The sequence below is a fragment of the Tenacibaculum aquimarinum genome, assembly GCF_022478115.1.
GTDB lineage: Bacteria > Bacteroidota > Bacteroidia > Flavobacteriales > Flavobacteriaceae > Polaribacter > Polaribacter aquimarinum_A.
On the sequence record NZ_JAKGSC010000001.1, the window covers coordinates 1,024,368 to 1,038,186 of the forward strand.

At 29.4% G+C, this 13,819-nt stretch carries 6 protein-coding genes and 1 tRNA gene; 2 read left to right on the plus strand and 5 right to left on the minus strand.

Annotated features, from left to right (window positions below; all coding sequences use genetic code 11):
- Position 1 precedes the first annotated feature (1 nt).
- Entirely contained in the window at positions 2–3,091 is a 3,090-nt protein-coding gene (locus tag L1S33_RS04850; protein ID WP_240561444.1) for a glycosyltransferase family 117 protein, read from the minus strand.
- Between the two features lie 183 nt (positions 3,092–3,274).
- Here L1S33_RS04850 and L1S33_RS04855 point away from each other — a divergent pair.
- A tRNA-Gln gene (locus L1S33_RS04855) sits at positions 3,275–3,346 on the plus strand.
- Positions 3,347–3,489: 143 nt separating this feature from the next.
- On the opposite strand, the gene L1S33_RS04860 is transcribed toward L1S33_RS04855, so the two are convergent.
- Complete coding sequence (locus L1S33_RS04860; RefSeq protein ID WP_240561445.1) at positions 3,490–4,239, minus strand: hypothetical protein; 750 nt, start codon at positions 4,237–4,239, stop codon at positions 3,490–3,492.
- A 173-nt stretch (positions 4,240–4,412) separates the two neighbouring features.
- On the opposite strand from L1S33_RS04860, the gene L1S33_RS04865 reads away from it, so the two are divergent.
- Positions 4,413–7,682 carry a hypothetical protein gene (locus L1S33_RS04865; protein WP_240561446.1) on the plus strand — a complete coding sequence of 1,090 codons (3,270 nt, stop codon included), beginning with the start codon at positions 4,413–4,415 and terminating at the stop codon, positions 7,680–7,682.
- Positions 7,683–7,693: 11 nt separating this feature from the next.
- Here the strand turns inward: L1S33_RS04865 and L1S33_RS04870 are convergent, their stop codons facing one another.
- From L1S33_RS04870 to L1S33_RS04880, 3 genes are read right to left on the minus strand one after another with little or no spacing between them, the layout of a single operon-like run.
- Positions 7,694–10,834: a type I restriction endonuclease subunit R gene (locus L1S33_RS04870; protein WP_240561447.1), complete on the minus strand. Its 3,141-nt coding sequence runs from the start codon at positions 10,832–10,834 to the stop codon at positions 7,694–7,696.
- An 11-nt stretch (positions 10,835–10,845) separates the two neighbouring features.
- Positions 10,846–13,344 (minus strand): DUF4268 domain-containing protein, encoded by a 2,499-nt coding sequence (locus L1S33_RS04875; protein WP_240561448.1) that lies wholly within the window; start codon positions 13,342–13,344, stop codon positions 10,846–10,848.
- Entirely contained in the window at positions 13,316–13,810 is a 495-nt protein-coding gene (locus tag L1S33_RS04880; protein ID WP_240561449.1) for a DUF6998 domain-containing protein, read from the minus strand. The genes L1S33_RS04875 and L1S33_RS04880 overlap by 29 nt, the downstream gene beginning before the upstream one ends.
- Positions 13,811–13,819 lie beyond the last annotated feature (9 nt).

The following is a 13,819-nucleotide window of genomic DNA, read 5'->3' on the forward strand; positions in this document are numbered from 1 at the left end:
ACTATTCTAATTCTTCATCAGGTAATAAATGACTAAATAGTTTTACGTTCTTAAGAAATCTATCTTTTAGTTTAGTTACGTATAAAGGGTCAGAATCAAAGTTTTCTGCCTGTCTAACTAAATTCTGAAACATATATAAATCAGTATCTAAATCATCAAACATTAAATTAATATCTTCATCTTTAAATGTGCTATAATGTACTAAACGTTGTTCAATAATTTCTGCTAAAGTATTTGCTGTTTGTCTTGCTTTTTCAGTATTCCCAACTTCATAGTATAGTTCTGGGTAAGCTAATGCAATAGAATAATGATCAAAATCTTTTATTGGCATTTTCTCTAAAGATAAATCTAACACTTCGTTTGCTTTTAAAGTGTCTCCTTCTTTTACAAATGTTTCAGATAAGCGCATTAAGTTATTTCGCATAGAAATAGCATTTCTTTTTGTTTGAGAATCTAAATAGATTTTACCATCATTAATGTTTCTGAAATTCCATTTTTTAACATTATTGTACATTTTATCTGGATCAATTCTTCCCATATCAAACATACTATTTTGACCAACAGGTGTTCTAATAGGTACTAATTTAAAAGCTAAACCATCTAATTGTAAGTAATCTTTCATCCAAATATATTCAGAATCAGCATTAGAACCTCCAGTAAAATAAATAGGACGTTTCCAGTCAAAATTATTTAAAATGTCTAACATTAAAATACTGTTTTTACCAATTCCGCTATCAATAGTAATATCAATAAAATCTACCATTTTATCGGCATCTTTTTGTGCTACAATTCCGTGTTTAAGAGCATTTTCTTTGTTTACTGGAATTCTAATTTTATTGGTTGGTAATATTTTTTCAGGAACACCATCTTCTTCTAAATCATAGAAAGTTCTTTCATTGTCGCTTCTTACCCAACGCATAAAATCTTTTAAAGATAAAACCGAATCTTTTGGAACTGCAGCTAAGCCTTCAAAATAATAAGCAGCATCTAAAGTTCCATAAGAATATTCTTTATGAGTTAATGCAGATGGAATTGGAGCTGCTTTATAGGTTGCTTTTTTCATTTGATCTATATACCAATCTGTTTGAAAAAGGCTTGTGTTTACTAACTTTATGTCGGTTCTAATACCTTCTACTTCTTGCATGTACCAAAGCGGAAAGGTGTCATTGTCTCCAATTGTAAACATAATTGAATTTGGGTCACAGCTTTCTAAGTAAGCTTGTGCGTTTAAGTGAGTTGTATAGCGATTAGAACGATCGTGGTCGTCCCAATTTTGAACTCCCATTAAAACTGGCACAGCAAACAAAGCAACAGCCGATATTCCGGTAGCAACCATTTTTTTATTGGCATATTTTTTAAAACTCTCGTATAATGAAAGTACTCCAAAACCAATCCAAATAGCAAAAATATAAAAGGAACCAACTACAGCGTAGTCACGTTCTCTTGGTTCAAAAGGTTTAGGGTTTGTGTAGAAAATAATAGCAAAACCTGTAAAAGCAAAGAATAAAAATAAAACAAATAAGTTCTTTTTGTCTTTACTTATTTGATATAGCAATCCTATGATTCCTAGAATAAGAGGTAAAAAGAAATAAACATTTCTTCCTTTGTTGTTTTTGACATCATCTGGCAATGCTTGTTGCGAACCAAGTCTTATTTCATCAATAAAATCAAAGCCACTAATCCAGTTTCCGTTTTTAGCATCTAAATGTCCTTGAACATCGTTTTGTCTTCCGGCGAAATTCCACATAAAATAACGACCATACATGTAGCCAAACTGAAAATCGACCATAAACTTAATGTTCTCTAAAAATGTAGGTCTTCTTTTGCTGTTTTTTGGAATTCCAGCAATAGCTTTATACATTTCTTCGGAAGCAGGATCAACCATTCTTGGTATAAAACCTTTGTGTTTACTAGACCAATTTGGCAATGCGTTTTTGTAGTTATTTACAATCTCGTATTTGCCATTTCTCTTTTCATACTTAGGTTTATCATCTCTATAGGGATTAGAAGCATCTTGTTCTCTATTGTGTGTAAATGAGTAATACTTATCGTAAAACACATTTGCATCTCCGTATTGTTCACGGTTGTAATAAGCTAGTAATTCACGAGCACTTGATGGGTCATTTTCATTAATAGTTGTGTTCGCATTTGCTCTAATTGGTAACATTAACCAGGAAGAAAATCCGATAACAATAAATAATACTGAAAGCGTTAAGGTATTTCCTGTAACATATCCTTTTTTTCGCGTATAGTTTAATCCGAAGTAAAACAATGCAATTAATACAATACCAGCAATTATAGTTCCTGAGTTATATGGTAATCCAATTGAATTGATAAAGAATAATTCTGATACACTAAAGAATTTTAGCGTAAACGGAAATAGAAATTTAAAGACAAATAATAATACAACAACAGAAGCTATTGTAGCTATTGCTGTTGTCTTTAGGTTGATGTTTTTATAGGTTTTAAAGAAATATAAAAGTACAATTGACGGTATTACCAGCAATGATAAAATATGAACTCCAAATGATAAACCAACTACAAAACTGATTAAAACCAGCCATTTGTTTCCTCTTGGTTGTCCAGTTTCACTTTCCCATTTTAGGCCAAGCCAAAATAATAAAGCCATTAAAAATGAAGACATTGCATATACTTCTCCTTCAACAGCACTAAACCAAAAACTATCAGAAAATGTGTATGCTAAAGCACCAACTAAACCACTTCCTAAAATAGCAATATATTTTCCTTCTGTTAATTCACCCGATTTTTTTGCTAATTTTTCTCCAAGGTTTGTAATGGTCCAAAACAAAAATAAAATAGTAAATGCACTTGCTAAGGCAGACATAAAGTTTACCATTTTAGCAATGTTTGCTACATCATTTGTAAACATTGCAAAGAAAGCTCCAAGCATTTGAAAAAGTGGTGCTCCTGGTGGATGACCTACTTCTAATTTTACTGATGTAGAAATATATTCCCCACAATCCCAAGCACTTACGGTTGGTTCTAATGTAAGTGTATAGGTGATTAATGCAATTGCAAAAGCAGCCCATCCTAAGATTGTATTTAATTTTTTATAGTTGATAGTGTTCATAGTTGTACTTAAATGTCGGGCGAATTTACTAATTTAATAGAATATTAAAGCCTTAAGTTTCATGGAAATAATAAGAGTTGGTCATAAAAGTTTGTTAAAGAGAAAAAAAGAAATGTAAAAATCATTAGAAATTGTTTGCATAATAAAAAGTTTGGTTTAAATTTGCACCCGCAATAATACTATTGGCCTATGGTGTAATTGGTAACACACCGGTTTTTGGTACCGACATTCAAGGTTCGAGTCCTTGTAGGCCAACTTAAAAAGCTTATAATCGTTTGATTATAAGCTTTTTGTATTTTTAAAATATTTTCAGCGTCGGTAATTGTGTCGGTAATCTAGCTTCTTTATGGAGTGTTTTTATTGTTTGAATGATAAAATACTCTATTTTACATGTTTATTCAAGAAGAAATTATATCATTTTCATTTACTAAAGGGTCAATTTCATTAGCTTTTTCATATCCCCAAGTGATGTATTTTTTAAGGTTTTTATCTTTTTCAAGACTCATATTATGTTTTTCTTCAAGAGCCTTTAAATAAATACGTATTTCATTAGAAGTTTTATAATCTGATGCTTTTTTGAATAATGACTCAATTTTATGATTTTCAATAGCTAATAATCTTGCCTTATTTTCATCTAACTTTCTTTGTATTTCTTTTTTTTCTTCTTCAATTTTTCTTAATTCATTTCGCTGAAATGATTTTTTACTTTTGTTTTCAATGTATTCATAAATTACCTGTAGGTAATCTTCTATTTTGATAATTTTCTTATCTATCCAACCAGTTCTGTAGGAATAATCTATTTGAAATTCTAAATCATCACTTTTAATAAAAGTATTAGTTGAATATCCTGAAGAACTTTTTGTCCGTTTTCTATAAAATTTTTGCCTTAAATTAATTTGTGTTAGTTCTCCATACATTTCTATAAAACATTGTTCATGTTTAAATTTGATTGAATGATTATTAGCCTCTAAGAGGTTAATCAAATCATTCATAAAGTTTAATGCTCTAGCTCTTAATTTTGGTTCTACTGATATTGGTAAAATAGCGCCCCTGTAAGTCTTTCTTTCTCCCCAAGTTTCTATCCCTTCATTATCTAAACTTTCTAATTCAAGTTTTGCTTTTTGAACTAATGAATGTATTTTTTTCATTGTGAAATATAAATGTATTTTAAATAATGATAATTAATTTATTTGGACAACTCAAATTATGAGTTGATTTAATAAACATTTTGGACACTAGTACTAGTTTACTTCATCAAGTATTTTTTTGTTAAAATACTACATATTATCTTATATTTACTTTTAATCTAAAAACTTAGTTTTTGAATATCTCTAAACTCCATATTTTTTCGAAAAATACAGATGCAACTGCATCATTGAGAGGCTATCACTATCAAGTTCTAAAAACTTTAGAAACTCTTATTAGAAATTCTTTACTTGGTATAAAGGATGAGATTTATTGTGACTTTGAAGAGGATATTTTTCAAAAAAATGAGATAACAGGCACAACAAAGTTTAGGCAAATAAAACTGTATTCAAGAAATTTTTCATTTAGTACTGATGAAATACAGAAGTGCTTAGCACATTTTTTTATGCTTCACGTCAAAACAGATTATGCTTTATTAGAAAAAGAGTTCATTTTTGAAGCTAATTCATCAGTAGCAAATGTACGTGGTGATAATGATGCTGAATTACTTAAAAACTGGAATAAACATCAAGGTGATTTAAGTGAAGAATTAGCAAAAAAATGTGCAGACAAAGCTAAAGAGATAATTACCCAATATATAGAAAAGCAAGCTGTTGCTATTGATAAGGATGATAAAAACCCGTTAGTTAAAGAAGCTATTGATGTTTTTAAAAATCTTCAAGATTCAGATTGGATTGAGTTCATAAAAAAAATAAAATGGGTATTTAATGATACTAAACCAGACATAGAGTTTGCACAACTTAAACAAAGTATTGAAGATGATATTTTAAAATTACCCTTTCAAATAAATAAGGAAAATTTACCTTCTATTTTTGGAGAACTTCATACGTTGGCTTGGAATAAGGCAACGAACACTAAAATTGAAGATAAGAAATTAACATTAAATGAACTAAATGATGTTCTATTAAGATCATCAAATGATCAAGACAAATGGTATTGGTTAGTATATGAACGATGGGTAAATATTGAGGAGATAAACGACTTTTTTATTGGTCAATTCTATGAGGTTTTAGATGCTACCAGACATTGTAGAGTAACAAAGTATTTAACTCAACATAAAGAAGATTGGCTCAAATTATTAAAAATCTATATTAATAATACTAAGATTGATGTTAATTTTAAAAGAGTAGCTATTTATGAATATTTATGGTTGCTTTTGCATCCAATAAATTATCGTGAAATACCTGAAGGAAATTTGAAAGGTGAAGAAGAATATTTTAGATTTTACTTTAAAGATTTTGATGTTTTTAAAACTGCGAGGGAAATTGAAGATGCTCAAAGTTTATTGAATATTGCTGTTGCAGCTGGATTTATGGATAAAACGAATCTAGACGGACAAGAGGTACAAGATTGGTTTGAAAGTATGCTAAATCTTTTAAATGCAAAAATTGAAGCAGAATCAAATCCTAATGAAAAATGCCATCTTTTAGAAAACCTTGCCACTCACCTACTTTTCCTTAATGCTAATAGAAATAAAGAAGACAAGAAACTATCCGAAGTTCTTAATCCATTGGAAGAAATTTTCGAATTGTTAGGGAATGCAGACTACTATAATGTCTCATTATTAAGTAGTCGATTGGATGAGTATATTGAAATGCTTATTGAAACTGATCCTGAATCAAATATTGAACTTATTGATGGTATAAATGATTATTCGGAAAAATTAAACCCAATAGTAGAAAGTCGTGACGGAAGTTTTAAAGGAGCTAAAACTGAACTTGAAAGAGGCATGAAATACTTAAGTAGTAATGTTCCTAAATTGTCTTTAAGGGCATTGCAATGTTTTCATAAAGCAAAAAGTAAATTTAGAACGCAGGAAAGCTTTGAAGGGTATGTATTATCACTAATTAATATAGCTCAATTATATTCTGGAATTGGAATGAATTTAGCAGCTAAATATTATGCGCTCGCAGCTGCTTGGGCTAGCATACATAATGGTGATAGAAAACTTCTTAAAAGAATTGCTGATGCATTCGGAATTGTATTCTACGCAGATTTTAAACAAGGTGCATGGATGAATGCTATTGTTTCATCAATAGATTATATAAAAGCTCGTAATGAGTTTAAAGCAACACCACTTGACCCTAATATAGAAGAAATGCCTTTTAAGGTTATGGGAGATTTAGCTCTAATTTTTCATTTGACTCCAAAAATTTCTCCAGAGCTTGCTGTAATGGTAAAACACAGAATTGATAGTTTACATGACTTAAGTAATGATTTTATAAAACCTGCTATAGCCATATTAGAAGAATCCAAGCCAACATTTGATTCTTTGATTCCAGTCATAGAACATCATCTAACAGATAAACCTCTCAATGATGTAGGTGTTTCAAGGTTAGTAAGTTTTAACGCGCTCGGAATTGAGTGGAAAATATCATTTCCAAATACTTATGAAATGGTTCCACAAGCGGAAGAGTTTTGTGGAATTGCACAAATAACTCTTGCGGAAATTGCTCTCTCAAATTATGACTTTCACTTAATCCGTGGCGTTGTAAGCATTAAATTAGAGAGTAACGTTGACTTTAAAGGACCAGAACTACAACCATCCAATGAAGAAATTATTTGGAAGGCTTGGGTAAGAAATCTAGATAGTCAAGATGGGAAAGAAGTCGTCTTAAGTATGTCGTCAAGTGTAACTGCAATTAGAACTGTATTAAGTAATTTAAGTCTTCTCCCATTTGATGAGTTTGATTCACTTTTTGAAACTTTATTTAAAGAGTCAGATTTAGCTGGAAAAACGCATATTGGAGGATTATATCAAAGAATGTACAGAATCGTATTTAATAAAACGAATTTTGACTCAATACAGCGTGATAAATTTACTACTGTTACTTTAGCTGATTTAGATCTTCCAAAAACTAATAAAGTCATGGAATGGGAAAATTCATTAAGCGCTCTTTATAATCAAGTAGAAGCTAAAAAAAGGATAGATCAACGATTTAAAAATGCTTACAAAAATTGCCATTTAACTATAACAAAATTAAAAGAAAATCCTAAATTTAAATTACTTATTAAAAAATTAAGAAATGAAGGCTGGCAAGATTGGCATATTATATGTGCTATGAAAAATTTTATTTTAACACATAAAACGAAATTTAAATTAAGGGAGTTAACAAGCCCTATTGAAGAAGATTTTAATAGGATATTTTTTGAATTAGCAAAACTTGATGAATCCGATTTTGAGGCAGAGTTTCCTTTAGAAGCATTTGAAACTGTTGAGTTTGAATTATATCTTAAAGACAACATAATTAAGATTCTCAAATCTTTTGGTTTAGATAACCCTTCTAGGTTTCCTAATTTTTTAGCCATTCGAGAATTTTTAGATATAAGATTCAATATGATAGAGGATGGTTCTGGAGAGAACAATCCTTTTAAAGACTTATAGTTAGTTCAGTTTTAATTATACTTCTTAAAATTTTCTGCTTGCTCAAAAATCTCTTTAAAAACTTCATCTTTAGTAATAGGAGGGTAGTCGTTTTCCGCTAAAAGGATGATTAAATCAACTTTTAGTTCTGCTTTTATATCATCACGATGGTTCCAGTCTGTATATTTAGCTTTGTCATCAACAACTTTTTTAACTTCTTTAGCAAGATGTATAAGTTTGTCATCAGGGTAAGAAAAATCATATTTATGAGCAATTGCTTTTAAAATATCATAGAATGCCTTTTCTTCGAAATCAATACCCATTTCTGAAAAGGAATCTTTTTCTTTTCTTAACTCGTGGTATAAATCAATTATTTCATCTGTAAAATCCTCTAAAACATTGCTGTTTAAAATATCTTGCTCACTGCGTTCATTATATCTTTCTACTATAGATTTAAACTTTTTAGAGAAATCTATTCCTTGAATTTTGTTAGTTTTCTTTAGTTCATCAATTGCTTTTAATAGCAGTTGTTGCAACAGTTTTATTTTTGTGTTTGGAAGTTTTATCTTTTCAATTTTAGCTAAGTAGGCTTCATCAAAAATATCTATTTCATTTTGTTTTTCTTCTCCTAGTTTAAAAATTTCCTCTACACCATCACTAAGCAAAGCTTCTTTGATCATATCTCTAACCTTAGCATTCATTTGCGCCATATCTGGAGCATTGCCTTTAGTAAGTTTAAAAACAATAGAGCGAATAGCTAAATAAAAGTGTATATAATCTTTTTGAAGGTTTGTAAACGCTTCAGCACCACAACAAATATCATAAGCAGCTTTTAAGCGCTTAACAATATTCATAAAACGTGTTTCAATATTTTTTGTTAGTTGAACAAATTCAGCACCTTTATTTAAACAATCTAGTTGTTTAATACCGATACCAGAAAAATAATCTGAATCATTAAATTTATGAAACAATTTTGCTAATAAATCTAACTGATCTTTAACAACAACTATTGAGGTTTGAATATCTTCAAAATTCTGACCATCAACAGCAGAGTATTGTTTTAATGCTAAATTCATTTGTTTTTTAAACCCGATATAATCTACTACTAACCCTTTGTCTTTAGATTTATATTTTCTGTTTACTCTTGAGATTGTTTGAATTAAATTATGTTGTTGAATAGGTTTATCAATATACATGGTGTCCAGAAAAGGAACATCGAAACCAGTTAGCCACATATCAACAACAATTGCAATTTTAAAGTTGGACTTTTCGTTTTTAAATTGCCTGTCCAATTCTTTTCGGTCATCTTTTGTGCCTAACAGATCATACATTGCTTTAGGATCATCTTTACCACGCGTCATAATCATCTTAATGCGCTCCATAGGTTTGATTTCCTTCTTTTCTTTATCTGTCAGTTCAGAACCTTCTTCAAAAGCTTTTACAACTGTCCACTCAGGACGTAAAGCAACAATTTCTTGATATAGATTAAATGCAATTGGTCTAGAACTACAAACAAATAATGCTTTGCCTTTTATAGTTGCACCTTCTTCAATTCTAGTTTCATAATGTTTTACAAAATCTTTAGCTATGGCTTTTAATCTATCTGGATCGCCAATTATAGCATTCATATTGGCAGATGCTTTTTTACTTTCCTCTATTTGATAATCATTTGCACCTTCATCTGCACATTGCTTATAATACTCTTCTATTTCTTTAAGTTTGCTATTTTCTAACACAACTTTAGCTGCACGACCTTCATACACAATACGAACAGTAATTTCATCCTTTTCAGATTCTGTCATGGTGTAAGAATCTATAATGTCTCCAAAAACACTTAAAGTTGCATCAATTGGAGTTCCTGTAAAACCTACATAAGTTGCATTTGGTAAAGAGTCGTGTAAGTACTTAGCAAAACCATACGTTTTTTTAACACCATCTTCTGTTACGGTAACTTTTTGATCTAAGTTTATTTGACTTCTGTGGGCTTCGTCCGAAATACAAATAACATTTGTTCTTTCAGTTAGTAATTCTAAGTCTTCAGTAAATTTGTGAATCGTTGTAAGAAATACACCACCACTTTTTCTGTTTTTTAGTAGTTTTTTTAATTCTTTTCTACTTTCTACACTTACAATAGTGTTGTCTCCAATATATCCCTTTGCGTTTGTAAATTGGCTAGAAAGTTGGTCATCTAAATCGGTTCTGTCAGTTATAATTATAATTGTTGGGCTTTTAAAATGTGGACTTCGCATTAAAAGCCTAGATAAAAATAACATGGTGTAACTTTTACCACAACCAGTTGCTCCAAAGTAAGTACCACCTTTTCCGTCTCCATCTGGTTTCTGGTGTAGTTTTATGTTTTCCAACAGTTTTGTTGCGGCATAGTATTGCGGATAACGACATACAATTTTTAAATCGTGTTTGTTGCTATCTGGAAAGTAAATAAAGTTATGAATAACTTCACGTAACCTGTTTTTATTAAACAACCCTTGTATCATAGTATACATAGAATTGATACCATCTACTTCTTTATCAAAACCAAATACTTTTCTCCAGGCATAATAAAACTCGTAATTGGCAAAAAATGAGCCCATTTTACTATTTACACTATCACTAATAACACAGAATGCATTGTATTTAAACAACTCAGGAATGTCTCTTTTGTATCTTGTAGTTAATTGTACATATGCATCGTGTAAAGTTGCATTTTCACGAATAGCACTTTTAAATTCCATAACAACTAACGGCAAGCCATTAATGTATAGAATACCATCTGGAATACGTTTTTCATAACCGTAAATCTCTAACTGATTTACAATTTTATAAATGTTATTATCTAATTCTGAGTAATCTAATAAATGAATATATAAGTCCTTTTTAGAACGGTCTTCTCGCTCTAACTGAAACCCATTACAAACCAATTTTATTATTTGTTTGTTAGATTCATACAGATCTGAAGCGCTAAAGATTTCTAACTTTCTAATGATACTTTTAATTTCATTATCAGTTATGTTCTCATTTTTGTATTGGCTTTGCAAATAGTTTTTTATATCTGCTTTAATAAGCACCTCGTTCTGTTTGCGTTCAATAGTATTTCCTAAAGTATGCGGAATACCTTCATTGCCTAGCAACTCAATAAAAACGTTTTCTAATTCTGCTTCTGTGAATTTTTTCATTTTATTGATTTTTAATTCAATTTAGAAATTGTTGTTTTAAAAGCCTCTTCAAATTTAGATAAATTACTAATGATAAAATTATTCATTTTATCCCAATCATCTTGTTCGAATAAATTTACGTTTTGCATTTCGAATTTAATTCTACTCATTTTATGTTCTAAAAATTCATTCCAAATTAATTCGTTTCCAAAAGAATCTTCAATTGCGTTTTTATCTTTTAATAATTGATTAAAATACTGTTTATTTCTCTCTTTGTTTGAAGAAGAAATATTGAGCTCAATTCTAACATAGTAACCTGTTACGGATAACATAAAAGAAACTCCACTTATTCCAGCTCCAGCACTTATCCAATTGTCTTTAGAAGGACTTATGTTAGAAAATAGATTCGTGTTTTCTATTAGCGGTAGTAGTTGTTGCCAATACTTTTTTCTAATTGAAAATCTACTAGGTTCAATATCTTCACTTTTATATTTTAGGATTAATTCGTCTTCTAACTCAAAAAGTGTTAAAAGCCTTTTTAGAATATTAAATTTCGAGCGACTTTCTACATTATATTCTATAAAATAACCATTTAAAACTTCTCCAGAAGCTCTAAAATCATCTTCATTTTTTGAAATTTTTAAGATGTCTTGATTATTAATTAGTAGTTGTGTATTCTTCTTGAAAAGACTTTTTATAACATGATCATACATTCCTGCAATATGGCTTTCTTCGACCTTATTATCTTCAAAAATAAAATATTCTAACTTCTTGTTTGTTGGACTATCTGCAACAAAAATATTTTGTTCTGTATTGCTATTTGTTTCAGGGATTATCACTTTTGGATATTCCCAAATTTGTAAAAAACGTTCGTATATAATTTCAAATCGTTCATTATATTTTTCAATAGTCCAATTATCTATGCTTTTTAAATAGGTGTTTAACCAAAGACGACTGAACTCATAACCTTGTTCTTTACCATCAATATTCATGGTCTGCTTCTCTGAAAATGCTTTGTTGCTTAAAGCTCCATTATTGCCAGATAAAGTTAAATTACCTATTGTATTTAAACGCTTTTCTTTAAACTCAAAATAATCTTCTGGTTTTAATTCTGTATTCCATTTTACATGTGGATTTCTCGGAAAGATGTGTTCTATAGTAATATTTTCATTTGAAGTATCTACATATTCTCGATTGTTAAAATTCTCAATCATTTCAAACATATACTTTCTATTCTTTGCTTGAATATTATATAAATCTTTATCTTTTAAGGCAGTTCTTAAATCTTCATTTGTTGGAAACTTAGAACTTCCTTTTTTCTTTAGTAAAGAAATTTCAATAGAATCGTAATAGTTTTCGGTATCTACATCTGCATATAACGACATAAATATTTTGTTTAATGCATTTGTTGGTAATCCCACAATAAATCTACGCCAAGTATAACTTTGAATAAGTTTTAGAATTTTAACCAATTCAATTTTATCTATAATACCATTCTCCTTATCTTCAAAAACTTGAAGTAAAAACGGAAAAGCCACATTAATTTCCAAACGACTTATATATTCTAACTCTTTTTTTATTTCTGAATCTGAAACATAACTTGGATTTATAAATCTTTTATAATGTGCAGATAATGATTTTATATTCTCTAATTCTTGTTGGTATATTTCACTCTTTTTGTTTTTATACAGTTTTTTAAATTCTGCATACACTTTATTTTTATTAGGTATTTTTTTACTTTTCAGTGTCAAGTAATCTCTAATATAATCTGAAACCATTGATTTTTGCTTGACTAAATCTTTCGCGTTTTCTTCAATTGGATTCCAGATTTGCTCAAAAATACGAGATTGGTCTTTTGGCTCTAAATCCATTAAAATAAAGTTTCTGATTAAATCTGATTGTGACAATTCTAAACCAGTAGAGTTTAAACTTTCAAAAATACGTTGCGGATCGTCTTTGTCTCTTTCTAGAGAAATTTCTACAAAAATTAGTCTTTTTAAACCATTTTTAATAATCTCAAAATTATCTATTGTTATTATCGATCTAAAGAAATTATAGTTTTCAATTACGTTAGAGTAGCCACCGAACTCATTCTCTGTTGCATTCATTATTGATTTAAATGCTAATGAGTTTTGGTCTGTTTGCTTTAGTTTTAATTTGCTCGATTCTTGCTCTACATATTGGTTGGTTAAAAACATATTGTAAAGTCGATCTGCTTCACTGTTTAAATTATTCTCTTTCGCAAATCTGTATAAAGCAACGTATAGTATATTAATAGTTGTTAAACGTTGTTGTCCATCTATAATTACCAATTCTTTTACTTCGCTAGTACTATAAATACCTTCATGTATAAAAACTATACTACCAATAAAATGTGTGCCTCTTTGGTCTGTTTGTACTGCAACAATATCATTTATTAGCTCACTACACTCTTTAGTACTCCAATCGTAATTTCGTTGATAAACAGGTATAACAAATTGCACATTAGCTGCTTGTAAAAAATTATTTATTGGTAGTTCGTTTGCTTTCATTTCTTATAGCTTTTTTGTTAACTCTATTTCTTTTATCTTTTAAAGGCACTTTCTCACTCAAATCTTTTAATATGTTTTTTGACAACGTATATTCTTTTTGCTTTTTTAAACCTCGTTTTACAATATACTCATCAACAATAAATTGACCAGGGCCATTAAACAATTCTTCTAACTCACCATTTTCTAAGATATTTACGCTAATAAAATAATCTGGAATTGGAAAATCTGGAAAATAACTATAACCATGAAAGGATGCTTTTATTTGCACTTTTCTATCAGTAGCAATTTCAAAACCATCATGGGTTATAAAATTATCTGAATACAGTTCAATACCATATTTTTCTGACACTAAAACTTCACCAATATCTCCAACCAACTTTCCATCAAGAGTAAAGTTCTTTTTTTGTAGTTTGTATTTTTCTCTTAATCTTTTTGTTATAGCTAGTAATTCTTTTATCTCTTTCACCTTTTATCT